Source organism: Morganella psychrotolerans (assembly GCF_965118875.1).
Taxonomy (GTDB): domain Bacteria; phylum Pseudomonadota; class Gammaproteobacteria; order Enterobacterales; family Enterobacteriaceae; genus Morganella; species Morganella psychrotolerans_C.
This window is the reverse complement of the sequence record NZ_CBCPJD010000006.1, coordinates 14476-41107: the sequence shown is the minus strand read 5'-3', so window position 1 is coordinate 41107 and position 26632 is coordinate 14476. Positions and strand designations below refer to the sequence as shown.

General features: G+C 51.2%; 21 protein-coding genes. 4 read left to right on the top strand and 17 right to left on the bottom strand.

Features of this window, described 5'->3' with window-relative positions:
- The 17 genes from ACMHKJ_RS07370 to leuO form a co-directional block, all read right to left on the bottom strand.
- Nucleotides 1-918, bottom strand: coding sequence for a D-alanine--D-alanine ligase (locus tag ACMHKJ_RS07370; protein WP_413492809.1), 918 nt, complete (start codon nucleotides 916-918; stop codon nucleotides 1-3).
- Between the two features lie 2 nt (nucleotides 919-920).
- Nucleotides 921-2387, bottom strand: coding sequence for a UDP-N-acetylmuramate--L-alanine ligase (gene murC / locus ACMHKJ_RS07365; RefSeq protein ID WP_413492808.1), 1467 nt, complete (start codon nucleotides 2385-2387; stop codon nucleotides 921-923).
- Between the two features lie 25 nt (nucleotides 2388-2412).
- Nucleotides 2413-3486 (bottom strand): undecaprenyldiphospho-muramoylpentapeptide beta-N-acetylglucosaminyltransferase, encoded by a 1074-nt coding sequence (gene murG / locus ACMHKJ_RS07360; protein ID WP_413492807.1) that lies wholly within the window; start codon nucleotides 3484-3486, stop codon nucleotides 2413-2415.
- Nucleotides 3483-4676, bottom strand: a complete 1194-nt coding sequence (gene ftsW, locus ACMHKJ_RS07355) for a cell division protein FtsW (RefSeq protein ID WP_413492806.1) — start codon at nucleotides 4674-4676, stop codon at nucleotides 3483-3485. Before ftsW ends, murG begins: the two co-directional genes overlap by 4 nt.
- Nucleotides 4673-5989, bottom strand: a complete 1317-nt coding sequence (murD, locus tag ACMHKJ_RS07350) for a UDP-N-acetylmuramoyl-L-alanine--D-glutamate ligase (RefSeq protein ID WP_413492805.1) — start codon at nucleotides 5987-5989, stop codon at nucleotides 4673-4675. The genes ftsW and murD overlap by 4 nt, the downstream gene beginning before the upstream one ends.
- Nucleotides 5990-5991: 2 nt before the next feature.
- Nucleotides 5992-7074: a phospho-N-acetylmuramoyl-pentapeptide-transferase gene (gene mraY, locus ACMHKJ_RS07345; protein ID WP_413483220.1), complete on the bottom strand. Its 1083-nt coding sequence runs from the start codon at nucleotides 7072-7074 to the stop codon at nucleotides 5992-5994.
- A complete protein-coding gene (murF, locus tag ACMHKJ_RS07340; RefSeq protein ID WP_413492804.1) occupies nucleotides 7068-8441 on the bottom strand; it encodes a UDP-N-acetylmuramoyl-tripeptide--D-alanyl-D-alanine ligase in 1374 nt (457 codons plus the stop codon). Before murF ends, mraY begins: the two co-directional genes overlap by 7 nt.
- On the bottom strand, nucleotides 8438-9925 hold the full coding sequence (gene murE, locus ACMHKJ_RS07335) for a UDP-N-acetylmuramoyl-L-alanyl-D-glutamate--2,6-diaminopimelate ligase (protein ID WP_413492803.1): 1488 nt from the start codon (nucleotides 9923-9925) through the stop codon (nucleotides 8438-8440). Before murE ends, murF begins: the two co-directional genes overlap by 4 nt.
- Complete coding sequence (gene ftsI / locus ACMHKJ_RS07330; protein WP_413492802.1) at nucleotides 9912-11705, bottom strand: peptidoglycan glycosyltransferase FtsI; 1794 nt, start codon at nucleotides 11703-11705, stop codon at nucleotides 9912-9914. Before ftsI ends, murE begins: the two co-directional genes overlap by 14 nt.
- Before the next feature lie 7 nt (nucleotides 11706-11712).
- A complete protein-coding gene (ftsL, locus tag ACMHKJ_RS07325; RefSeq protein ID WP_067360495.1) occupies nucleotides 11713-12030 on the bottom strand; it encodes a cell division protein FtsL in 318 nt (105 codons plus the stop codon).
- Nucleotides 12027-12977: a 16S rRNA (cytosine(1402)-N(4))-methyltransferase RsmH gene (gene rsmH, locus ACMHKJ_RS07320; RefSeq protein WP_413492801.1), complete on the bottom strand. Its 951-nt coding sequence runs from the start codon at nucleotides 12975-12977 to the stop codon at nucleotides 12027-12029. Before rsmH ends, ftsL begins: the two co-directional genes overlap by 4 nt.
- Nucleotides 12978-13436, bottom strand: a complete 459-nt coding sequence (gene mraZ, locus ACMHKJ_RS07315; RefSeq protein WP_067360489.1) for a division/cell wall cluster transcriptional repressor MraZ — start codon at nucleotides 13434-13436, stop codon at nucleotides 12978-12980.
- A gap of 670 nt (nucleotides 13437-14106) precedes the next feature.
- Nucleotides 14107-15111, bottom strand: a complete 1005-nt coding sequence (cra, locus tag ACMHKJ_RS07310) for a catabolite repressor/activator (RefSeq protein ID WP_413492800.1) — start codon at nucleotides 15109-15111, stop codon at nucleotides 14107-14109.
- 83 nt (nucleotides 15112-15194) lie between these two features.
- Nucleotides 15195-15686 (bottom strand): acetolactate synthase small subunit, encoded by a 492-nt coding sequence (gene ilvN, locus ACMHKJ_RS07305; RefSeq protein WP_067360484.1) that lies wholly within the window; start codon nucleotides 15684-15686, stop codon nucleotides 15195-15197.
- Between the two features lie 2 nt (nucleotides 15687-15688).
- Nucleotides 15689-17410 carry an acetolactate synthase 3 large subunit gene (ilvI, locus tag ACMHKJ_RS07300; RefSeq protein WP_413492799.1) on the bottom strand — a complete coding sequence of 574 codons (1722 nt, stop codon included), beginning with the start codon at nucleotides 17408-17410 and terminating at the stop codon, nucleotides 15689-15691.
- Between the two features lie 285 nt (nucleotides 17411-17695).
- Complete coding sequence (locus ACMHKJ_RS07295) at nucleotides 17696-19504, bottom strand: AMP-dependent synthetase/ligase (protein WP_413492798.1); 1809 nt, start codon at nucleotides 19502-19504, stop codon at nucleotides 17696-17698.
- Between the two features lie 213 nt (nucleotides 19505-19717).
- Nucleotides 19718-20665, bottom strand: a complete 948-nt coding sequence (leuO, locus tag ACMHKJ_RS07290; protein ID WP_413492797.1) for a transcriptional regulator LeuO — start codon at nucleotides 20663-20665, stop codon at nucleotides 19718-19720.
- A gap of 933 nt (nucleotides 20666-21598) precedes the next feature.
- On the opposite strand from leuO, the gene leuA reads away from it, so the two are divergent.
- From leuA to leuD, 4 genes are read left to right on the top strand one after another with little or no spacing between them, the layout of a single operon-like run.
- Nucleotides 21599-23185, top strand: a complete 1587-nt coding sequence (gene leuA, locus ACMHKJ_RS07285) for a 2-isopropylmalate synthase (protein ID WP_413492796.1) — start codon at nucleotides 21599-21601, stop codon at nucleotides 23183-23185.
- Nucleotides 23186-23187: 2 nt separating this feature from the next.
- The gene (gene leuB, locus ACMHKJ_RS07280) at nucleotides 23188-24303 is read left to right on the top strand and encodes a 3-isopropylmalate dehydrogenase (protein WP_413492795.1); all 1116 of its coding nucleotides are present in this window, start codon (nucleotides 23188-23190) and stop codon (nucleotides 24301-24303) included.
- Nucleotide 24304: 1 nt separating this feature from the next.
- Nucleotides 24305-25717 carry a 3-isopropylmalate dehydratase large subunit gene (leuC, locus tag ACMHKJ_RS07275; RefSeq protein WP_413492794.1) on the top strand — a complete coding sequence of 471 codons (1413 nt, stop codon included), beginning with the start codon at nucleotides 24305-24307 and terminating at the stop codon, nucleotides 25715-25717.
- Nucleotides 25718-25731: 14 nt separating this feature from the next.
- The gene (gene leuD / locus ACMHKJ_RS07270) at nucleotides 25732-26334 is read left to right on the top strand and encodes a 3-isopropylmalate dehydratase small subunit (protein ID WP_413492793.1); all 603 of its coding nucleotides are present in this window, start codon (nucleotides 25732-25734) and stop codon (nucleotides 26332-26334) included.
- The last annotated feature ends 298 nt before the right edge of the window (nucleotides 26335-26632 follow it).

Below are 26632 nucleotides of genomic sequence, written 5' to 3'. Positions count from 1 at the left end.
TCAGTCCGCCAGTGCCAGGACGTTGGCCACAAACACGGAGAAACTCATGCCTGCCTCGCGTGCCGCCTGCGGCACTAAACTGTGGTTAGTCATACCCGGTGAGGTATTGACTTCCAGCAGATAAAATTGTCCGTCGCTGTCGAGCATAACATCCACACGTCCCCAGCCTTCACAGCCGACTGCTTTATACGCCGCTTTTGCTAGGTCACGGATTTCAGTTTCCCGCGCGCCTTCAAGACCCGGACAGAAATACTGCGTGTCATCCGAGATATATTTGGCTTCATAATCATAAAAAACAGCAGCAGGCTGAATGCGGATAGACGGCAGCATTTGCTCACCGAGGAACCCGACGGTAAATTCAGGGCCGCTCAGCCATTTTTCAATCAGAACATCTTTGTCATGTTTGAATGCCAGTTCCAGTGCCGGACGCAGTGTATCCGCGCTGTCTACTTTGGACATTCCCACACTGGAGCCTTCCAGGCTTGGCTTTACAATGACAGGAAAACCTAAGGGTGCAACACCCTGCTGTAATTCATCATCACTGATAACCGCAAAACGGGCGGCATTGATGGCAAAATAAGGGGCAATCGGCAGACCGGCCCCCGCCCACAGTTGCTTGGTGCGCAGTTTATCCATTGAGAGTGCGGATGCCATGACACCACTGCCGGTATAAGGAATACCGAGTTGTTCCAGACAGCCCTGTAATGTACCGTCTTCACCACCGCGGCCATGCAGCGCAATAAATACACGGGTGAAACCATCTTCTTTCAGACGGGTAACCGCGTACTCTTTTGTATCCACACCAAACGCATTAATACCGGCTTCTTTTAACCCGGCAAGTACAGCTGCACCTGACGCCAGGGAAACTTCACGCTCTGCGGATGTACCGCCCATCAGTACCGCGACTTTATCAGTCATTCTTAGTTATCCTCACTCAAAACCGGCCGCAATTTTGTGTCAGCCAATGTACGCGCTATTTTACCGATATTTCCGGCGCCCTGAACCAATATTAAATCATTATCTTCAAGAACCTGTGCTAATACGGATGAAATTTTGCCGGGATCGGTGGCTAAAATAGGATCCAGCTTGCCGCGCTGACGAATTGTCCGGCACAATGAGCGGCTGTCCGCGCCCGGAATGGCGGGTTCACCGGCAGAATACACATCCAGCATCAGCAGAACATCCACCTGATCCAGCGTATTGGCAAAATCTTCGTATAAGTCACGCGTACGGGTATAACGGTGCGGCTGGAAAATCATCACAATGCGTTTATCCGGCCAGCCTGCGCGTGCAGCTTTAATTGTTGCGTCAACTTCTGTCGGGTGATGCCCGTAGTCATCCACCAGCATCACACTGCCCGGTTTTTGGTTGACATGTTCCAGCGGGAAATTCCCGAGGAAATCAAACCGGCGACCGGTTCCCTGGAATTCACGCAGTGATGCAAGGATATCTTCATCCGCAATGCCTTCCTCAGACGCCACGGCGATCGCGGCAGTCGCGTTCAGCACATTATGACGACCCGGTGCATTCAGTTCCACATGCAAATCAGGCATATTTTCACGATAAACCGTGAAGAAACACTGAGCGCCACGCTGTTCAAAATCACCGATTCTGACATCTGCATCTTCATGAAAACCATAGGTAATTACATAACGCCCGATACGCGGAACAAGCTCACGGATAACCGGGTCATCCATGCATACCACAGCAAGACCATAAAACGGCAGGTTGTGCAGAAACGTAATGAACGTATCTTTCAGCGTTTCAAAATCGCCGTGATAAGTGTCCATGTGATCCGGTTCAATATTAGTAACGACAGCCACCATCGGTTGCAGATGCAGGAAAGAGGCATCGCTTTCATCTGCTTCCGCGATCAGGTAACGGCTTGATCCCAGACGCGCATGAACACCCGCCGCTTTAACCAGCCCGCCATTAACAAAAGTCGGGTCCAGACCGCCGCGCCCGTAAATACCGGAGATCATCGCTGTGGTTGTCGTTTTTCCGTGAGTTCCGGCAATTGCCACGCCGTGACGGAACCGCATCAGTTCTGCCAGCATTTCCGCGCGGCGGATAACCGGAATACGGGCTTCACGCGCCGCGACAAGTTCAGGATTATCCTGTGAAATCGCCGTGGAGACCACGACAACACTGGCATCTGTAATATTTTCAGGACGATGATTAAAGAAAATAGTCGCCCCCAGATAAGTCAGTTGCTTTGTCACTGCATTAGGCGCCAGGTCAGACCCGCTTATCTCATAGCCTTCATTCGCCAATACTTCCGCTATCCCGCCCATACCGGCGCCGCCGATACCGACAAAGTGGATGTGCCGGACGCGTTTCATTTCCGGAATGAAGGATCGTAATTTCGCCAGTTGCTGTATATTCACGTTAGTTCTTCGCTATATCAATTCGTTAGTGTTTTTTTGCAGCCGCAATAATTGCATCTGCCACTCGTTTGGTGGCATCGGTAATGGCCACACTATTTGCCTGCTCTGCCATTTTCAGCAGGCGCGGTCTGTCCCATTCCTGTAAGTATCCCGTCACCGCCTGCGCCGTGAATGCAGGCTGCTCAAGGATAACCGCGGCACCGGCATTTTCCAGCGGCAGCGCGTTCCTGTACTGCTGACGATCTTTATGCTGAAACGGCACAAAAACAGCGCCGAGGCCCACCGCGGAAATTTCACTGACAGTCAGTGCACCGGAGCGGCAGATAACAACATCCGCCCAGGTATAAGCATCCGCCATATCATCAATAAATTCAGTGACAGTGACATTATCCGCTGAATTGTGTTCGTTATACAGTGCCTGAGTACTTTCCATACTGCCTTTTCCCGCCTGATGGCGGATACAGACGGCATCACCCATTAATTCCGCCACTTCCGGCACTGTCTGATTCAGAATTCGTGCGCCCTGACTACCGCCGATTACCAGTATCCGGATTGGCCCTTCGCGCCCGGCAAAGCGTTGTGCCGGCGCCGGCAACACCAGCAGGTCTTCACGCACAGGGTTTCCGACTACCGGTGCGTCCGGAAATGCGCCCGGAAATGCCTGTAACACGGTTGTGGCAATTTTGGATAACCAGCCGTTGGTCAAACCCGCTACGCCGTTCTGTTCGTGCAGAATAACCGGTATCCCGCAGCGCCATGCAGCAACACCACCGGGACCGGAAACAAACCCGCCCATGCCGAGTACGGCATCGGGCTGATAGTTCTGCATAATTGTTTTCGCCTGTTTTATCGCTTTTGCAATACGAAACGGCGCGGTCAGCATGGCTTTTATACCTTTACCACGCAACCCGGTAATTTCAATAAAATCAATATCAATGCCGTGTTTCGGCACAAGCTGAGCTTCCATCCGGTCGCGTGTTCCCAACCAGCGGATCTCCCAGCCCTGAGTCTGCAAATAGTGCGCAACCGCAAGCCCCGGAAATACATGTCCGCCGCTTCCGCCGGCCATAACCATCAGACGGGGGGCTTTATTACTCATCGCGCTCTCCTTGAGAATGCCTGGGCTTTTGCCAGACGGGTTTCAAAATCAATCCGCAGCAACAACGCGATGGCTACGGTCATAATCACTAAACTGGAGCCGCCGTAACTGATAAGCGGCAGTGTCAGACCTTTGGTCGGCAACATACCGGAGGCGGCACCCACATTCACCAGCGACTGAAAACTGAACCAGATCCCGATAGCACACGCCAGAAAACCGGCAAAACGCTGGTCAAGCTGCAATGCGCGGCGACCAATCACCATGGCGCGGAATGCTACAAAAAAGACCATCAGCAGCACGAGGATCACGCCCACATACCCCAGTTCTTCCCCGAGGATGGCAAAAATAAAGTCAGTATGTGCTTCCGGCAGGTATTCCATTTTCTGGATGGAGTTACCCAGCCCCTGCCCGAGATAATCACCGCGCCCGAACGCCATCAGTGACTGTGTTAACTGATAACCGCTGCCGAACGGATCTTCCCACGGGTCAAGAAAAGAAGTTACGCGGCGCATACGGTAAGGCTCGGCAATAATCAGCGACACAACTGCCGCAGCACCAATGCCGATGATAGAGATAAACTGCCACATCTTTGCGCCTGCCAGAAACAGCAGCGCCAGTGTGGTAACAAACAGCACAACTACGGTACCTAAGTCAGGCTGTAACAGCAGTAATACCGCCAGTATAAACATCACGCCCATCGGCTTGCAGAATCCCCAGAAATTATTTCTGACCTCTTCCACTTTGCGCACCAGATAGCTTGCCAGATAGACAAACAGCGCCAGTTTGGAAACTTCCGCAGGCTGAATACGCATCGGCCCGATAGCAATCCAGCGTGATGCCCCGTTAACTGAGCTGCCCACACCGAGCACAATAATCAGCCCGGCGACTGTGCCAATCAGCAGTAATGTGCTGTAACGCTGCCACATTTCCAGCGGAAAGCGCATGACGACAACAGCAACAATAAAAGAGAAAATTAAAAACCCGCCGTCACGTTTGGCGAAATAAAACGGATCTTCCGCCAGCCGCTGCCCGACAGGCATTGAGGCGGATGTCACCATCACAAAACCGACCGCCGCCAGCCCCAGAGCAAACCACAGCAATGTCCGGTCGTACATGACAACCGTGCTGAACTCACCGTTTCGTTCGCCGATAAGCCAGTTTTTCAGACGCTGTGATCCGGGAAGTTTCATGCGCTCAGCTCCTGCGCCAGACGGGTAAATTCGCGCCCGCGCACTTCAAAATTACGGAACTGATCCAGACTGGCACAGGCGGGTGATAACAGCACCATGTCACCCGCCGCCAGTACCGGCGCTAATGTACGCATTGCCTGCTCCATTGTATCCGTCAGCACAGACACATCCGGACGCAGTTGCGCCAGTTGTGCGCCATCACGACCAAAGCAATATAAACGAATATTATCCCCGCCCAGATACGGCAGCAGCGGCGAGAAATCAGCCGATTTTCCGTCACCGCCCAGCAGCAGATGCAGACAGCCATCCACCCGTAATCCGTTCAGTGCTGCTTCCGTACTGCCGACGTTCGTCGCTTTCGAGTCATCAATCCAGCGCACGCCTGCCGCTTCATGCACCAGTTGAAAACGGTGCGCCAGCCCGCTGTAAGTGCGCAGTGCCTGCAAAGCCCCTTCACGCGGGATATTTACCGCATCCGCCAGCGCCAGTGCTGCCAGGGCATTACAATAATTGTGCTGACCGTGCAGGATCATTTCACTGCAATCGAGCAGTTTTTCACCTTGGAAATAGAGCGCCTGCTCTTCGGTATTTAACCAGTAATCACCGGTATCGCTGCCGAAACTGACATAGTCGGCAGAGTTACAATCACAACCCGGCTGTGTCAGCGCATCTTCTGCGTTATACACACATACAGGTGCATTATGATAGACGCGCAGTTTTGCTGCGCGATATTGCGCTAATCCCTGAGGGTAGCGATCCATATGGTCTTCCGTCACATTCAGCACAGTGGCAGCAGCCGCACTCAGACTAAATGTGGTTTCAAGCTGAAAGCTGGATAACTCAAGCACACACAGGTCATACTCTTCTTTCAGCAGTTCCGGTGCCGGTAAACCGATATTACCGCCCACACCTGTGCGTAACCCGGCACAGCGCCCCATCTCACCGACCAGTGAGGTGACGGTGCTTTTGCCGTTAGAGCCGGTAATCGCCACCACCGGCACTGTTACTTCGCGGGCGAATAATTCAATATCACCGATAATTTCAACACCCGTCTGCGCTGCCGCATACAGTTCCGGGGTGCTGACAGCCACACCCGGACTTGCGACAATTAAATCTGCATCCAGCAGCCATTGCGGCTCAAAACCCCCGCAGTGACACTCAATGCCGTCCGGCAGTTTATCCATGCCGGGCGGGGACGTGCGGCTGTCCATGACCCGTGGCGTGACGCCGCGAGACATAAAAAAATCCACACAGGAAAGCCCGGTTAAACCGAGCCCGACAATTACGATGTCTTTCCCCTGATAATTCGTCATGATTAACGTACCTTGAGTGTCGCCAGACCAATAAGCACTAACATCAGAGAGATAATCCAGAAACGGACAATCACCCGCGGTTCAGGCCAGCCTTTTAATTCATAATGGTGATGAATAGGTGCCATCCGGAAGATACGTTGACCGCGTAACTTGAAGGACCCGACCTGTAAAATCACCGACAGTGTTTCTGCCACAAATACGCCGCCCATAATCAGCAGCAGGAATTCCTGACGCAGCAGTACCGCAATCGTTCCCAGCGCCCCGCCAAGTGCCAGTGAGCCGACATCGCCCATGAAAACCTGCGCCGGATAGGTGTTAAACCAGAGGAAACCGAGTCCCGCCCCGACAATCGCGGTGCAGACAATCACCAGTTCCCCGGCATACGGCAGATACGGAATGCTCAGATAGTGAGCAAAATTCACGTTACCGGTCGCCCATGCCACCAGTGCAAATCCGGCGGCAACAAAGACCGTCGGCATAATCGCCAGACCATCCAGACCATCGGTTAAATTCACCGCATTGCTGGTGCCGACAATCACAAAATAAGCCAGCAGGATATACAGCACGCCCAATTGCGGCATCACATCTTTCAGGAACGGCACAACTAACTGTGTCGCCGCAGTATCTTTGCCGATGGCATACATACTGAATGCAACTGCCAGCGCCAGCACGGACTGCCAGAAATATTTCCAGCGCGCAATCAGCCCTTTAGTGTCTTTGCGCACCACTTTGCGGTAGTCATCCACAAAACCGACAACCCCGTATCCGATAAGCACCAGCAGCACACACCAGACATACGGGTTATCCAGCCGCGCCCACAACAGCACTGAAATAACGATAGAGAAGAGGATCATCATGCCGCCCATGGTCGGCGTGCCGCGCTTACTGAAGTGCGATTCAGGTCCTTCGCTGCGGACAACCTGGCCAATCTGCATTTTCTGAAGATACGCAATCACATGCGGCCCCATCCATAATGCGATAATCAGCGAGGTCAGCAGACCGACAATGGCGCGGAACGTCAGATACGAAAAGACGTTAAACGCGGTATGGAACTGCACCAGATATTCGGCCAGCCAGGTCAGCATGGGATAGTCTCCTGCAAGGCGTGCACAACTTCTTCCATTGCGGAGCTGCGTGAACCTTTAACTAAAATTGAAATGGACAGATGCTGAGTTAACAACGGGGTCAGCTCAGCGATTAAGGTTGATTTATCAGTAAAATGGCGTCCCTGACATTCGTCGCTGATATAGTGACTGAACTTACCGACACTAAAGACGGCGTCCAGTCCTGCATCGCGGGCAGCCTGCCCGACTTTACGGTGATTCGCCTGCGCGTATTCACCTAATTCTGCAATATCACCGGTGACCAGGATACGGTAGCCCGGTAACTGTGCCAGCACACGAATAGCGGCAATCAGCGAGCCGTCATTTGCATTGTAGGTATCATCCACCAACAGTTTACCCGGCGCCAGCGCAATCGGATATAAACGCCCCGGCACCGCACTGACCTGCGCCAGTCCGCTGCGGATATCGGTCAGTGTTGCGCCTGCGGACAATGCCAGCGCGGCAGCAGCAAGTGCATTAGCAATATTATGGCGGCCCGGTAACGGCAGTGTGACGGCAGTACTGCCTGCCGGTGTGTGAAGTGTAAAATCAGTCGTCAGCGGGTTTATCACCACATCTGTGGCGTAAAAATCCGCCTGCGGGTGTGGATCAACGGAAAAGCACCAGCGGGTCTGGCGGGATGTCAGATGTGACTGCCAGTGCGCAAGATCATTGCTCTCCAGATTGATGATTGCGGTACCCTCATCAGTCAGACCGGTAAAAATCTCGCCTTTTGCCTGCGCTATCGCTTCTGCAGAACCGAACTCACCAATGTGCGCGGCAAACAGATTATTAACCAACGCCGTCTGCGGACAGGTCATAGCAACCGTGTACGCAATCTCACCAATATGATTGGCACCCAGCTCAATAACCGCAAACTGATGTTTTTCTGTCAGGCGCAGTAAGGTCAGCGGCACACCGATATCATTATTGAAATTGCCGGCCGTAAACAGGGTTTCACCTGCCTGCTGTAAAATGGCTGCGGTCATTTCTTTGACGGAGGTTTTACCCGATGATCCGGTCAGCGCAACCACTTTTGCCTGACTGCGCAGCCGGTTACCTTTTGCAATCGCGCCCAGCGCAATGCGGGTATCATCTACAATAATCTGCGGGCAGTTAACCTCTGTCCGGTGATTAACCACCACGGCTGTGACGCCTTTCGCGGCCACATCCTGTATAAAATCGTGCGCATCAAAATACTCACCCGTCAATGCGATAAACAGGGCTTTACTGCCGATAGTGCGACTGTCTGTTGTGACGCTTTCAACCTGTTCTGATGCCGTATGTCCGCTGAGGATAAGCTCCCCGCCGGTCAGTTGTGCGATATCAGCAAGAGAGACGGGTATCATGCGAGCACTCCCAGCAACCGGGCGACCGTCAGGCGATCTGAGTAATCCAGACGGCGGCTGCCGACCAGTTGATAATCTTCATGACCTTTTCCTGCCACCAGCACCACGTCGTCGGCTTTCGCCTGCATCACCGCAAAAGTGACAGCTTCGGCACGTCCGGGGATAGGCAGTGCACGCGAGGTATCAACCAGACCGGACATGATGTCATTAATAATTGCCTGCGGCTCTTCGCTGCGCGGATTGTCATCTGTTATCACCACCACATCTGACTCCTGCTCGGCAATCGCGCCCATCAGCGGACGTTTGCCTTTATCGCGATCACCGCCGCAACCAAAGACACACCAGAGTTTACCTTTGGTATGCAGGCGCGCCGCGCTCAGGGCTTTTTCCAGTGCGTCCGGAGTGTGGGCGTAATCAACCACAACCGTCGGGCGATTTTCAGCACTAAATACTTCCATTCGTCCGCAAACCGGCGCTAAAGACGTTGCGCTACGCAGTAAGCTGTTCAGTTCATAACCCAATGCCAGCAGTGTTGCTGCGGCGACTAACAGGTTACTGACGTTAAACGCGCCCATTAACGGGCTGTCCAGTTCGCCGTCACCCCAGCTTGAGGTAAAGGTGATATGTGCGCCGCTGTCGTGATAATCCACCGCGGTCGCTTTCAGAAAACGCCCCTGCCAGTTTACCGGCAGACGGTCTTCCATGGTAACAGCAACTGCCTGAGGCAGATTTGCCAGCCATTTTTGCCCTGTCTCATCATCCGCATTAATAATTTTTTGTTCGCTGTGATGGGTTGAGAAGAGCAGCCATTTGGCGGCTTCGTAATTTGCCATATCGCCGTGATAATCAAGATGATCACGGCTTAAATTTGTGAAAACAGCCGCCCGGAACGGTAGCGCGGCAACACGGCTCTGCACCAGACCGTGAGAGGAAACTTCCATTGCAGCAACGGTAGCGCCTTTTGCCGCCAGTTTGGCCAGCTCAAGCTGAATATCAACGGCAGAGCCTGTGGTATTTTCTGTCGGGATAACATGACCGAGCAGCCCGTTACCGACCGTTCCCATCACCGCACTGGTTTCACCCATTGCCTGTGTCCACTGTGCCAGCAGTTGCGTAGTGGTGGTTTTACCGTTAGTGCCGGTAACCCCTATCAGTTTCAGGCGCTGCGCCGGGTGGTGGTAAAACTCACCGGCCAGGCGGGATAATTTTTCATTGAGGTGGCTCAGATACACAACCGGTACGCCGTGCAGGATTTGTACACTGCCGTCCTCTGCCGTACCTTCCGCTTCGGCTACAACCGCCGCCACACCCTGTGCAATCGCCTGAGGAATATAGTGACGTCCGTCCGACTGATGACCTTTTACCGCCAGGAACAGATCTCCGGCAGCCGCTTTGCGACTGTCTAAGGTCATATCACGTAACGCCTTCGCCGGTGCATCAACACCGAGCGGCGCGAGTAAGTCGCGCAAATTACGATCTGCCACTTGTACCCTCTTTTGGTTTTGTAGTAACCACGTCGTTAGTTTGTTCTTCCGGCGGCAACGCGTCGGGTTCCACATTCATTGTGCGCAGAACACCGCCCATGATGGCACCGAATACCGGTGCGGAGATCGCACCCCCGTAATATTTGCCGCCCTGCGGGTCATTGATAATCACAACCAGCGCAAAGCGCGGACGACTCGCCGGCGCGACACCGGCGGTATATGCGATATAACGGTTAACATATTTCCCGTCGTCGCCCACTTTTTTCGCCGTCCCGGTTTTAATCGCCACACGATACCCTTTGATGGCGGCGCGCGTTCCGCCGCCGCCGGGTAATGCCACACTTTCCATCATCTGAACCACGGTTTTCATTACCGGCTCAGGGAAGACGCGGGTGCCCGGCACCGGCGGATCGACTTTTGTGATGGAGAGCGGGCGGTAAATCCCGAAACTACCTATTGTTGCGTAAGCCCGCGCTAACTGTAACGGTGTTACCATCAGCCCGTAGCCAAAAGAAAAGGTGGCCCTTTCAAGTTCTGACCACCGTGTTTTTTTACTTGGATATATGCCACTGCTTTCTCCGACCAGCCCCAGATTGGTCGGTTTTCCCAGCCCGAAACGCGAATAGACGTCCACGAGTTCCTGAGCGGGCATCGCTAACGCAAGTCGTGAAACACCTACGTTACTCGATTTCTGTAAAATACCGGTGATGGTCAGTTCGGCATAACGCCCGACATCCTTGATTTCATGACCACTGATTCGGTACGGATAGGTATTCACCACGCTGTTAGGTTTGATGATGTTATTGTGCAGAGCACTCATTACCACCATCGGTTTTACCGTCGAGCCCGGTTCAAAAATATCGGTAATAGCGCGGTTGCGCATCGAATCTTTCGGCGTTCCCTGGAGATTGTTCGGGTTGTATGACGGGCTGTTTGCCATCGCCAGAATTTCCCCGGTATTCACATCCACCAGAATCGCAGTACCGGATTCGGCTTTATTCAGCGCCACCGCACTGCTGATTTCGCGATACACCAGTGCCTGTAAACGCTCATCAATACTGAGCGTCAGGTTATGACCCGCCTGGCTTTCCTGCGAAATCGTGTCTTCAATCACCCGTCCGCTGCGATCTTTGCGGACAGTGCGCTGTCCCGGCACCCCGGTCAGCCAGCGGTCGAAACTTTTCTCGACCCCTTCAATACCCTGGTCATCGATATTCGTGACACCAATGATATGAGCTGTAACCGAGCCTGCCGGATAGTAACGTTTTGATTCCGCCTGAAGATAAATGCCCGGCAGATTCAGTTTTTTCACATAATCGCCGATAGTCGGATTAACCTGACGGGCAAGATACACAAAGCGGCCTTTCGGGTTCGCCGTAACTTTGCGTTTAACCTGATCCAACGGGATATTGAGCGCTTCAGACAGCGCGCGCCAACGGGTGTCATCCCCTACCCCGCCTTTGTCCGCTAACTCTTTCGGATCGGCCCAGACGGCATTCACCGGCACACTGACAGCCAGCGGGCGACCCATGCGGTCACTGACCATGCCGCGTGCGGTCGGGATTTCCTGAACCCGCAGGGAGCGCATATCCCCTTCTTTGACCAGCATGTCCGGGTTGATAATCTGTAAATATGCAACCCGTATCAGCAGTGCGGCTAACGCGAGACCAATCCCGCCGCATAACAACGCAAAACGCCAGCTTATAAAACTGGCTTTTTCTTCCGGGCGCTTAATGCGGGCGCCACCCTGTGTTTTGCCTGCTGTTTTTTTGCTCTTCATGCCTTCGTCATTTTGTTACGACAATTTGTTCATTTGCAGGATCCACATGCTGCATGCTGAGACGCTCAACAGACATACGCTCCACACGGCTGTGATCCCCTAATGCGTTCTCTTCCAGAATCAGATTACGCCACTCTATATCCAGCGAATTACGTTCCAGCACAAGGTGCTCCCGCTCAGCGGTCAGCAGACGCGTTTTATGTGCCGTGATCACAACAAAAATGGCACTGATTATCACGGCGACAAATAAAATCGCAGGGATAAACCCGTGGCGCAACATGTCACGGCAGATAACGCGGGCTAAATTGTGCCGTTCCGTTGTCATTCGTTATCTACTTTCTCAGCAAAACGCAGAACAGAACTGCGCGCGCGCGGATTAACACTGATTTCCTGCTCAGACGGTTTCATTTTTCCGGCCAGTTTCAGTGACGGTGCACCGTGCGCTTTCAACTGTGCTTCTGTCAGCGGTAATCCTCGCGGTACCTGCGGACCCCGGCTCTCATTACGCATAAACTGCTTAACAATCCGGTCTTCCAGTGAATGGAAGCTGATTACCGATAAACGCCCGCCGGGTGCCAGAATACTTAATGCACCTGTCAGCGCCTGGCGAATTTCATCCAGTTCGCTGTTCACATAAATACGGATAGCCTGGAAGCTGCGTGTCGCCGGATGTTTATGTTTTTCTGTCACCGGAGAAACCGCTGCGATCAGTGACGCAAGGTGTTTTGTTCTTGTCAGCGGCTCTTCGGTCTGATTACGCTCAACGATGGCGCGGGCAATACGTTTGGAAAAACGCTCTTCACCAAAGTTTTTCAATACCCACGCAATATCTTCTTCTTTCGCTTCTGCCAGCCACTGCGCCGCAGAAATACCCCGGGTCGGGTCCATCCGCATATCCAGCGGTCCGTCACGCATAAACGAAAATCCGCGCTCCGGGTCGTCCAGTTGCGGGGAAGACACTCCTAAATCCAGCAGCACGCCGTCAATCTGACCATTCAGTCCCAGGTCATTGACATATCCGGCAATTGCGGAAAACGGGCCGTGAACGATGGAAAAACGCGGATCATCAATCAGTGCTGCGGCGGCAATCGCCTGCGGATCACGGTCTATTGCTATCAGACGACCCTGTTCACCAAGCTGCGATAAAATCAGACGGGAATGCCCGCCACGGCCAAATGTACCGTCGATATAAATTCCGTCTTTACGGATAGTTAATCCGTTGACGGCCTCGTCCAGTAAGACACTGGTATGCTGAAACTGACTCTCTGTCATTTAAAGTGATAAATCCTGTAACCGGGCTGATAAAGGTTCAGATGCCGTCTGTTCGGCAGAAATGTCATCCTGCACCTGCTGATACCAGGTTTGTTCATCCCACAATTCAAACTTATTGAACTGTCCGACTAACATAACCTCTTTGGTTAGCCGCGCATGGGTACGTAGCGTACCGGCTAACAAAAGACGTCCTGCGCTGTCCATCTGACATTCCGCGGCGTGCCCGAGCAACAACCGCTGAACCCGGCGTTCGGCAGGGATCATAGAGGATAACTGTGCCAGTTTCAGTTCGATCAGTTCCCACTCCGGTAAGGTATAAAGCAACAAACACGGCTGGTGGAGATCGATGGTGCATATCATCTTTCCCTCTGACTTTTCGGCAAGCAGCGACCGGTACCGTGTCGGTACAGTAATCCGCCCTTTACCATCAAGACTTACCAGTGTTGCACCACGAAACATTCGTTTCTCCGCCCTGTTTTTCCCGGATTTACCACATCTACCCACAATTCCCCACTTACAGAGTTTACGAATGGTACGAAAAGCTTGTCAAGCCAGAGCTGACAAGGTTTCGGATCTATCGTCGGGGAACAGGGGGGTGAGAAAATATGGTATTTTTAGCTTCAGGGAACAGAATTAAGGTAACACACTGATTCGAATCAGAAAAAAAATCACATAATACACACTCAGCTAACAGGGGTAAATTATACCGAATATGATGAAAGAAAGATGCATTTTTGCGAGCTACTACTCACTTTCAGGATAAAAATTCACCGTTGCATTATACCACTCCGGACTTGTACTCCGGAAAGTTACCCTGCTGTTATTTGTTACACTATGTAATTATTCAATTATTAAAAATTAAATGTTCATCAAATCAATTGTATAGATATAATCTTAATGAGAAAATTATATTGATCCGTAAATACCCCTACCTCAAATAAGTGTATTTACCGATTAAAAATAGCTTGCTATAAAATTTGTCAATTTCTGTCAATCAGCAAAAATGAAAAAAAATCTTAGGATTCCTCTCAAAAAGCGATTTTCAGCTATTTTTCCGGAGACTAAATAAAAATACCTATACGTTTTCGTATAGGTATCAGAGTAAACCATAAATTATGGGCCGAAATAATTACCGGCGGCTTAAACTTCCGCGGCGGCAAAGGTCACGGCGGATCCGGGTAATTCCGGCAGCCGGTTTCTGTTTTTCATCAAGACTCGCCAGCACCAGTTCCAGAACACGCTCAGCAATATCGCGGTGACGCTGAGCCACAGACAGAACCGGACACTCCAGGAAATCCAGCAGTTCATGATCACCAAAGGTCGCGATAACCAGCTGATTCGGCAAACGACCGCTGCGCGCAAGCGTTGCGTCCATCACACCCTGCAACAAGGCAAAAGAGGTGGTAAACAGCGCATCCGGCATCGGATTGCTTTCCAGCCAGGTGTTGAATGCTTTTGCTGAAGCTTCCCGCTCATAACTGCCCGCGTACAGGAAATTCACATTCCGTGCATCGCCTTCCCAGGCTTCACGGAAACCCTGCTCACGCAGGAAGCTGACAGAGAGTTCAGGCAGAGCGCCCAGATACACTACTGATTCTGCCGGGAACTGGCGCAATTCTGATGCCAGCATTTTGGCATCTTCAAAGTCATCCCCGACCACACTGATAAAATGTTCGTTTTCCAGCGCACGGTCAAGGGCGACAATCGGCAGTGAACGGTTTGCCCAGCGCTGATAGAACGGATGCTCCGGCGGCAGTGCTGTAGAGACAATAATTGCATCCACCTGACGCTGTAACAGATGCTCCACACAGCGGATTTCGTTATCCGGCTGATCTTCCGAACAGGCTATCAGCAGCTGATAACCCCGGCTCCGTGCCTGGCGTTCGAGATAATTAGCGATACGGGTATAACTGGTATTTTCCAAATCAGGAATAACCAGCCCGATAGAGCGCGTACGACCTGCACGCAGACCGGCGGCAACCGCATTCGGATGGTAATTATGCTCACGAACCACCGCCATCACTTTTTCGACAGTTTTGTCACTCACACGATATTGTTTTGCTTTTCCGTTGATGACATAACTGGCCGTCGTGCGTGACACACCGGCAAGTCGGGCGATTTCATCCAGTTTCACGTTAACCCCTTACAAATCAGGAACGGCCCTGAAAAGAGGGCCAACAAGAAGAACCCGTAGTTTACCCTTTCACCACGAATATTTCATCGCATTATTTTATCACCCCGCGACATCCCGACGATACCGGAACGGGCGATTTCAACAATTTCAGCAAAGCCGCGCACTGCATCCAGGAAGGCGTCCAGCTTTTCACTCGTCCCGGTCAGTTGCACGGTATAAAGTGTGGCGGTGACATCCACAATCTGCCCGCGGAAAATATCAGTGCTTCGTTTGATTTCATCACGCGCATAACCGCTTGCCTGTAGTTTTACCAGCATCACCTCACGCTCAATATGCGTTGCGGCGCTCAGTTCCGTCACACGGAACACATCCACCAGCTTGTTGAGCTGCTTTTCTATCTGCTCCAGTACACGGGCATCCCCTTTGGTCTGGATCGTCAGACGAAACAGTGACGGGTCGTCAGTCGGGGCGGCTGTGATACTTTCGATATTATAACCGCGCTGGGAAAAAAGCCCTGCCACACGAGATAAGGCACCCGTTTCGTTTTCTAATAAGATTGACAGAATCCTCCGCATAATCAGGTCCTCTCCGTTTTGCTTAACCACATTTCATCCATGCCGCCGTTGCGGATGTGCATCGGATAAACATGTTCTTTTTCATCCACCTGCACATCAACAAATACCAGCCGTTTTTCTTCGCGGACGATACGCAATGCCTCTGTAAGCTGCTCACGCAGTGTGGCTTTGTCGCTGATTGCGATACCTTTGTGTCCGTAAGCTTCCGCCAGTTTCACAAAATCCGGTAAGGAGTCCATATACGAGTGTGAATGACGTCCGTCATACACCATGTCCTGCCACTGTTTGACCATGCCGAGGAAGCGGTTGTTCAGATTCAGCACCAGCACCGGCAGATTAAATTGCAGCGCGGTGGAGAGCTCCTGGATATTCATCTGAATACTGCCGTCACCCGTCACGCAGACAACCATATCGTCCGGTTTTGCCAGCCGGACACCCAGTGCCGCCGGTAAACCGAATCCCATCGTGCCCAGTCCGCCGGAGTTTATCCAGTGGCGGGGCTCATCAAACGGGTAATAGAGCGCGGCAAACATCTGGTGCTGCCCGACATCAGAGGTTACATATGCGTCGCCTTCAGTCAGTTCCCACAAGGTGCGGATCACTGTCTGCGGCTTGATTTTGTCACCCTTCCCGTCTATTGCCAGACACTGCTTTTCTTTCCAGTGATCAATACGCCGCCACCAGTCACACAGTGCGTCCGGGTCCTGTCCATCCTCAAGGGATTCCAGTTGCAGCAGCATCTGTGCCAGACACAGTTTTGCATCCCCGACAATCGGGATATCGGCTTCCACCGTTTTGGAAATGGATGCCGGATCCACATCAATATGAATAATGGTTGCCTGCGGGCAATATTTTTCCAGGTTATTGGTTGTCCGGTCATCAAAGCGCACGCCAACCGCAAAAATCACATCACTGTGATGCATGGTATTGTTCGCTTCATACGTTCCGTGCATGCCTAACATCCCGACACACTGCGGATGAGTGCCGGGAAATGCACCCAGCCCCATCAGGGAGAGGGCGACCGGCAGCCGCAATTTTTCTGCCAGGGTGAAAATTTCCGGGCTGCACTGCGCGCTGACAACCCCGCCGCCGATATACATTACCGGACGCTTTGCCTGCATCAGCGTGATAAGTGCGCGTTTTATCTGCCCTTTATGTCCCGCGCCTGTCGGGTTATAAGAGCGCAGACTGACCCGGGCCGGATAGCTGTATTCATGTTTTTGCTGGACGATATCTTTAGGGAAATCTATCACCACAGGTCCCGGTCGTCCGGTTTGTGCCAGATAAAAGGCTTTTTTGATGGTAGCGGGAATATCAGCCACATCGTGGATAAGATAGCTGTGTTTCACCACCGGGCGGGAGATCCCCACCATATCGACTTCCTGAAATGCATCATTGCCGATAAGCGCACTCGCGACCTGCCCTGACAGCACAACCAGCGGCACAGAATCCATGTAGGCAGTGGCAATTCCGGTAATCGCATTGGTCGCACCGGGACCGGATGTCACCAGCACCACGCCGGTTTTACCGGTGGCGCGGGCATAACCGTCCGCCATGTGAACCGCCGCCTGCTCGTGGCGGACAAGAATGTGTCCGATGCCGCCCACCGTGTGCAGCGCGTCATAAATATCCAGCACCGCGCCGCCCGGATAGCCGAAAACATGCGCCACGCCTTCATCAATAAGCGAGCGCACGATCATCTCTGCCCCTGTCAACCTCTCCATAAATACTCTCCTGCCCGTGATTGCGGGTTATAACTGCAAGTGATGTGTTTGTCTGTTTTTTAGTTATCTGAGGATTAACATAACGACAAACTGACAGTGCTGGCAAATGCGTTTTTTCCGCCGCCAATACCGCCCGGAAAGAGGAATAAGGGAAATGTTGTGATCCGCAGACGATCATACCGGACACCGCTGTATCGCAAAGCAGAGTTCACTGAGAGGAGAGGAAAAACCAACGGGATATAAAAATGGCACCGCGTATAAAACACGCGGTGCCATTTAAGAAGATTACTCGGTATACATGGATTCAATTTCCTGATGATAACGCTGCGCAATCACTTTACGGCGTAATTTCAGGGTCGGCGTGAGTTCGCCAAGCTCCATAGAGAAGTTCTGTGGCAGCAGTGTAAAGCGTTTGACCTGATGGAATGCGGCAATATTTTTTTGCAGCTCTTTCAGGCGGCTCTCAAACAGTGCCACAATCTGGCTGTTTTTCAGTAACTCCATGCGATCAAGGTACTTGAGGTTCAGTGCGCGGGCGTGCTCTTCCAGGGTATCAAAACACGGGACAATCAGTGCTGACACAAATTTGCGTGCATCCGCCACAATGGCAATGTGCTCGATAAAACGATCCTGACCCAGCGTACCTTCCAGCATCTGCGGCGCAATGTATTTGCCGTTGGAGGTTTTCATCAGATCTTTGAGGCGCTCAGTGATAAACAGATTGCCCTGCTCATCCAGTTCGCCGGCATCCCCGGTACGCAACCAGCCATCTTCCGTAAAGGCCTGACGCGTCTCTTCCGGTTTATTGTAATAACCGCGCATTACGACCGGCCCGCGAACCTGAATCTCATTTTTCTCACCGATACGCACGTCCACATCCGGCAGCGGCACACCAATCGAGCCGAGGCGGTAGCCGGTATTTTCCCAGCAGGAGACGGTGGCGCAGGTTTCAGTCATGCCGTAGCCGTATTTGATATTAATGCCGATGGCCAGGAAGAAAAGAATAATTTCATCATCCAGCCGGGCGCCTGCCGCCGGTAAAAAGCGGATATTACCACCCAGAACATCGCGTAATTTGCTCAGTACACGCTGACGGGCAAAACTATCACAGCGCGCTGCCAGCCATGACAATGGTTTTCCCTGCTGTTGTGCATCCAGCGTTTTCTTACCGGTACGTACCGCCCAGTGGAACAGTGCCCGCTTATACCAGGGGGCCTGCGCCACTTTTTTGTAGATACCGCTGAATACTTTTTCATAGAAACGGGGAACTGCACACATCACAGTTGGTTTCACTGAAATCAGTGCTTCGCGGACTAAGTTAGTGTCGCTGAGGTAAACATTGAGCGCCCCGGTGTGCATCACATAAAAACTCCAGGCGCGCTCGAACACATGGGTCAGCGGCAGAAAACTGAGCGAGGTATCATTTTCATTCAGTGTCAGGCGCTCATCATGCAGATAGAGCTGAGCCGCAACATTGCGGTAATCCAGCATCACGCCTTTCGGCTCGCCGGTGGTGCCGGAGGTATAAATAAGAGTGAAGAGGTCGTCGAGTGAACAATCCGCAATTCGCTGACTCAGTTCCTGAGCAGATGCACTGACATCCCGGTCCATAAACTGGCGCAGGGTACAGACGGCAGGATGCGACGGTATGGCGGCCGTTTCCGGATCCATAATAATGATTTTCGCCAATGTCGGGCACTGTTCCAACAGTAACAGAGCAATTTCCGCCTGCTTTTGTCCGTCGACAAACAGAATGCGCGTCTGCGCATCATTAATAATATAGGCAGCCTGCTCATCATTGCTGGTGGCATACAGCGGCACAACAATGGCGCGGCACTGTAACACAGCCAGATCAACCAGCGTCCACAGGGCGCTGTTGTGTGAAAATATAGCAATATTTTCCTGTATACTCACACCTTCCGCCAGCAGCGCGTGTGCCAGATTTTCACTGAACGCGCCAACCTGCTGCCAGGTATAATCCGTATTCTGTCCCTGTTCACACCACTGACGCAGTGCAATTTTGTCGCCCCGTTGTTGTTTCTGCTGTTGCAGCCGCGTCACTAAATGATAGTGATGCAAATTTATATTTGTCACACGCGTTTCCTTTACTGTGCCGCCATACTGCGCGGTTCCACGTTATGGAATTACTTTCAGCTTACAGGTGTAAGCTGAGATTTTCAGCAAGTGTAGCTTGTTGTCTGCGGGAACAAAAGCAAATTTAGTTATCTTTGCAATAGCGGGATCACAAAAAAATCCTCCGGCAGGAAAACCGGCCCACCGGGAGGATATCGTGACTTAAATGAGTGATTAAATACTGTGAGTGAACTGGCTCAGCAGCGCTTTCATCCATTGATGGCCTTTATCCCGCGCACAGGCTTCATGCCAGATAAGAAATGCCGGACGGCTGACTTTATCCCACGGCAGTTGCACTTCCTGGATAGGCAACAGAGAAGAATAAAGCTGGATAAGCCACTTAGGTGCAATCGCGACCAATTCTGTTTTAGAGACAATATTCAGCACGCTGATTAAATTCGTTCCCTGATAAACAATAGCTCGCAGCAATTCATTGTTTTCGTAATAGGGTGCGCTGAATGAATCAATTAAATCGAGGGCGACAACCGCATGCTGCTCAGTGAAAATTTGCTTCTCAGAAATTGAATATTGTACGCGGGGATGATGGCGGGCAGCAACCAGTGATAATTGATCGTTAAATAATAAGTGATGGTTATAATTTGGTTTATCGAAACGATTATAACTGAGAGCAAAATCCGTTTCCTGATATTTCAGGTCATGCTCAATATTTTTACTCATATATGACTGAATATTGATATTAATTTTTTTACTGTGCAGTTTAACCTGTTCAATGATTTTATCCGTTAAGCGAATATCTAACGGGCTGGATATTGACAGGTTAAATGTCCGCTCACTGGTTGCCGGGTCAAATCCGGCGCCCGGTAACTCATTGTGTACCAATTGCAGCGCCTGTCTTACCGGACCGAATAACTGTTTTGCTCTGGCAGTAGGCTGGATACCCCGCCCGTAACGGACAAATAATTCGTCATTAAACATTACTTTAAGTCTTGATACTGCATTACTGACAGCAGGTTGTGACATGCCTAAAAGTTCAGCAGCCCGGGTGACATTCTGCATTTGCATTACCGCATCAAACACGGTCAATAAATTAAGGTCTACATTACGCAGGTTTGTCTCACCGGATTCTTCTTTTACATCTGCCACTGAGGTGTATTCAGTCATCTTAAACTCCAATAAATTATTATAATGATTTCAATATGAATCATGTCATTAATAGAAATGACAAATAAACACCAAATTGAAATCCATTATCTCAATTGATTATTAATTTAATAATTGAGTCTCTTCCTTGTACGGTTCTGAATACGCTGATGCGCATCATCATCACGATGCATACTATTTAAATATTTAAAGGCAGTAACTTATTCATATTAGTAATAAACCAACACTGCTTTATTCATTTAATTTTCACGCAGAGAGATAATAAAACAAAGATTGTATTTATTCATAATAAAATTGTCTTTTATCAGCATAAAAAATTCAATTTTGCATGTTAACGTAATTAAAAATATACCCAACGTCATTCAGGATGCAGCCAACGAACCTGCAGTTTGAATGAATACGGGTATAAACCGTTTAATGAATATCGCCTGCGACCCCCGGTACGAAAGCACTGCCGGTTACCCGCATTCCCTGCTTACTCAATTGATTCAGATTATCTGTAAAAAAATCGTGCTGAAATATTAGCCCAATCATTGAGCTAGCTTATAGATGAAAACGCTGATTAATTTTTATAAATTAGTCGATATCGCTGCATTGTGCCCTTTTTTTCTCTGTTTGCTGATATCTCCTGCGAAAGGCCTGTGTTGACATCCCTTTTCATATTCAGTATCAATAGTACATCGCACGACACGGCACCACACCGGATAGTGCTCATCACTCATCAGATATCAACAAAGAAGGTCATTATTATGTCATCCACTTTCCGCCTAAACCGTCTGCTAATTATCGCCTTAACTGCGCGTGGCGGGCTGGTGGCTGAAAGTATGAGGTAAACTTTCTCCCTGAGAGCTGAAGAACCCGCGCAAATGTCGCGGGTTTTTTTATACCTGCAAACCGAAAAACAGAACAAATAAGAATAAAGAGGATCACAACATGAGCGATAACGTCATCATTTTTGATACCACACTGCGTGACGGGGAGCAGGCGTTACAGGCCAGTCTCAGTGTCAAAGAAAAATTACAGATTGCATTTCAGCTCGAGCGCATGGGCGTGGATATTATTGAGGCGGGCTTTCCGGTCTCCTCCCCGGGCGATTTTCAGTCTGTTCAGACTATCGCCCGTGAGATTAAAAACAGCCGGATAGCCGCGTTATCACGCTGTGTTATCGGGGATATTGATGCCGCTGCTGAATCATTGAAAGTCGCTGAAGCATTCAGATTACATATGGTTCTGGCAACCTCCGGGATCCACGTAAAAACCAAATTACGCAAAACCTTTGCAGACATCATTGATATGGCGGTCGGCTCCATCAAACATGCCCGCCGTTTTACCGATGACGTCGAATTCTCCTGCGAAGATGCCGGGCGCACTGATATTGATGATTTATGCCGCATTGTGGAAGCCGCAATTAACGCCGGCGCCACCACGGTCAATATCCCGGACACGGTCGGTTACACCACGCCGTATCAGTTCGGCGGGATCATCAGTGAATTATTCAATCGCGTACCCAATATTGATAAAACCATCATTTCAGTCCATTGCCACGATGATTTGGGGATGTCTGTTGCAAACTCCATCACTGCCGTTCAGGCGGGCGCACGTCAGATAGAGGGCACAATCAACGGATTAGGTGAACGCGCCGGTAACTGCGCACTGGAAGAAGTGGTCATGGCAATAAAAGTGCGCGAAAAAATGTTAGGCGTGCGCACAGGGATCAACCACAAAGAAATCTACCGCACCAGCCAGTTAGTCAGCCAGTTATGCAACACCCCTGTGCCGCCGAACAAGGCCGTAGTCGGCAGCAATGCTTTCTCTCATTCCTCCGGCATTCACCAGGACGGCGTGATTAAAAACCGCGAAACCTACGAAATCATGACGCCCGCCAGCATCGGGTTAAAAGACAATTTAATCAACCTGACCTCCCGCTCCGGACGCGCAGCGGTAAAACACCGCATGGCAGAAATGGGTTATCAGGAAGCGGATTATAACCTGGATGAATTGTATACCGACTTCCTGCGCCTGGCGGACAAAAAAGGTCAGGTGTTTGATTACGATCTGGAAGCGCTGGTGTTTATGAAACAACAGCATGCAGAGCCTGAACACTTCTCTCTGGCATTCCTCAATACCCAGTCAGGCACCGGCGTGAAAGCCTCTGCAACAGTCAGAATGCAGGCGGGCGATAACATTATATCTGAATCCGCACAGGGGAATGGCCCGGTTGATGCCGCTTATGAAGCCATCCGCCGGATAGCCGGTTATTCCCTGACACTCGCCTCGTATCAGCTGACCGCCAAAGGTCAGGGAACGGACGCGCTGGGACAGGTCAATATTGTAGTGGAGCACGAAGGCCGCAAATACCACGGCATGGGACTGGCTACCGATATTGTGGAGTCATCCGCGCAGGCTATCATTCATGCTATTAACAGCATCTGGCGGGCCGGTCAGGTCAAAGAAGAAAAACAACGAATTCAGTCAGATGACGCAACCAATAACAATACAGAAACTAAGGAAGCGGTGTAACTATGTCGGAACATAACGCAAAAAAAACATCAGAAAAATACCATATTGCTGTTTTACCGGGCGACGGAATCGGCCCTGAAATTATGGCACAGGCTTACAAAGTACTGGATGCAGTACGCGGGCGCTTTAATCTGACCATCTCCACCAGTGAATATGATGTCGGCGGTATCGCCATCGACAATCACGGACACCCGCTGCCACCTGCCACGCTCAAAGGCTGTGAACAGGCTGATGCCGTTCTGTTCGGCTCTGTCGGTGGTCCGAAATGGGAAAAACTGCCGCCGGATTCACAGCCGGAGCGTGGCGCATTGCTGCCATTACGTGCTCACTTTAAATTATTCAGTAACCTGCGCCCTGCCAGACTCTATCCGGCGCTGGAAGCATTCTGCCCGCTGCGCAGTGATATCGCCGCTCGTGGTTTTGACATCCTGTGTGTCCGCGAACTGACCGGCGGGATCTACTTCGGTCAGCCGAAAGGTCGCGAAGGAGAAGGGAAATATGAGCGGGCTTATGATACCGAGGTGTATCACCGCTATGAAATTGAGCGTATCGCCCATATTGCCTTTGCATCCGCGCAAAAACGCCGCAAACAGGTGACCTCTATCGACAAAGCCAATGTACTGCAAAGTTCGGTGTTATGGCGCGAAGTGGTCACTGAAATCGCGCAGCAATATCCGGATGTCGCGCTGTCACACATGTATATCGATAACGCCGCCATGCAGATGGTGAAAGATCCGTCCCAGTTTGATGTCATTCTCTGCTCAAACCTTTTCGGCGATATTATTTCTGATGAGTGCGCCATGATCACCGGCTCCATGGGCATGCTGCCATCTGCCAGTCTGAATGCGGAAAAATTCGGGTTGTATGAACCGGCGGGCGGCTCCGCGCCGGATATCGCCGGACAGAACATAGCCAATCCGGTCGCACAAATTTTATCTGCTGCTATGATGCTGCGTTTCAGTCTGGGACAGACTGCTGCGGCAGACAGCATAGAGAATGCGGTCAATAACGCCCTGAACGCCGATTACCGGACAAGAGATGTCGCGGGCAACGGCAAAAGCGTCACCACAAATGAGATGGGCGATATCATCGCGCGATTAATTACAGAAGGGGCTTAAAATGCGCACAGGCAAAACCTTATACCAGAAGTTATATGATGCCCATGTGGTTCGTGAAGCAGAAAACGAAACCCCGATCCTGTATATCGACCGCCATCTGGTGCATGAAGTGACCTCTCCACAAGCGTTTGACGGATTACGGGCGAAAAACCGCCCTGTGCGCCGCCCGGAAAAAACCTTTGCCACCATGGATCACAATGTGTCGACGCAAACCAAAGATATCAATGCCTGCGGTGACATGGCACGCATTCAGATGCAGGAGCTGATGAAAAACTGTGAGGCATTTGGTGTCCGTCTCTATGATTTAAACCATCCGTTTCAGGGCATTGTCCATGTTATGGGACCGGAACAGGGCATTACCCTGCCGGGCATGACCATTGTCTGCGGAGATTCCCACACCGCGACCCACGGCGCGTTCGGCTCCCTGGCATTCGGGATCGGCACATCCGAAGTTGAACATGTATTAGCAACCCAGACACTGAAACAGGCGCGGGCAAAAACCCTGAAAATAGAAGTGCGGGGCCAGGTCTCACCCGGTGTCACAGCAAAAGACATTGTGCTGGCAATCATCGGGCGTACCGGCAGCGCAGGAGGGACGGGCTATATCGCAGAATTTTGTGGTGATGCCATCGAAGCACTCTCCATGGAAGGCCGCATGACCGTCTGTAATATGGCGATTGAAATGGGCGCGAAAGCCGGAATGATTGCCCCGGATCAAACCACATTTGATTATATAAAAGGTCGTCAGTTTGCACCGAAAGAGTCTGATTGGGATGCCGCCATTGCATACTGGGCAACACTGAAAACGGACGCAGACGCGCAGTTTGATGCTGAAATTATTATTGAGGCCGCTGATATCGCCCCGCAGGTCACCTGGGGCACCAATCCGGGTCAGGTCATTGCTATCAACGAGTCGATACCGGCACCGGACAGTTTCACCGATCCTGTCGAGCGGGCATCAGCTGAAAAAGCACTGGCCTATATGAACCTCACACCAGGCGAAAAATTAACCGATATAAAAATCGACAAAGTGTTTATTGGTTCCTGTACCAACTCACGGATTGAAGATTTACGCGCAGCCGCCGCCGTTGCCAAAGGTCGCAAAGTGGCGCAGGGCGTACAAGCGATAGTGGTTCCCGGCTCCGGTCCGGTGAAATTGCAGGCGGAAGCGGAAGGTCTGGACAAAATATTTACCGAGGCCGGGTTTGAGTGGCGTTTACCGGGCTGCTCCATGTGCCTGGCGATGAACAACGATCGCCTGGAACCGGGTGAGCGCTGTGCCTCCACCAGCAACCGTAACTTTGAAGGACGCCAGGGTCGCGGCGGGCGGACACATTTAGTCAGCCCGGCAATGGCAGCAGCCGCTGCTGTCACCGGCAGTTTCGCCGATATCCGCACCATTGAAACGCACTGAGCGGGGAAGAAATAATGGAAAAATTTATTGTACACCAGGGTATTGTCGCCCCGCTGGATACGGCAAATGTCGATACGGATGCCATCATTCCGAAACAATTTCTGCAGAAAGTCACCCGCAGCGGCTTCGGGCAGCATTTATTTAATGACTGGCGTTTTCTCGATGACGACGGACAAGTGCCAAACCCGGATTTTGTCCTTAATTTTCCGCGTTATCAGGGCGCATCGATTTTACTGGCACGGGAAAACTTCGGCTGCGGCTCCTCCCGTGAGCACGCGCCGTGGGCATTAACGGATTACGGCTTCAGCGTCGTGATAGCACCAAGCTTTGCCGATATCTTTTACGGCAATTCATTTAACAACCAATTATTGCCGGTGAAATTACCCGAAGCGGCAATTAATGAACTGTTTACATGGGTGCAAAGCACGGAAGGCGCAGAAATAACCGTTGATCTGGAAAAAGAGACTGTTTTTGCCAACGGCAAAGCTTATCCGTTCTCTGTGGATACCTTCCGTCGCCACTGCATGATGAACGGACTGGACAGCATCGGACTGACCTTGCAACACGACAGTATGATTTCCCGTTTTGAAGCACAGCAACCTGAGTTCTTGCGTTAATCTCCACCATTGAACCCCTGCCATCATCCCCTTTTGTGATGGCAGCTTTTTCCCGTTTAATTCCGTTTTAAATCCCTGACATAAAAAAAACCAGCCTTGCGGCTGGCGGTTAATATATACCCGACGTCATTCAAGATGCAGGAAGGCGGCAAGGAAAGATAGACGGGGAGCATACATCAGTATGTGACCTGCCTAGCTGATCGCAGCCAACGAACCTGTAGTTTGAATGAATAAGGGTATAACCATTACTCAAGAATGGGGAGTGAGTCAGGTATCACACTGACATCATGAGCTGCTT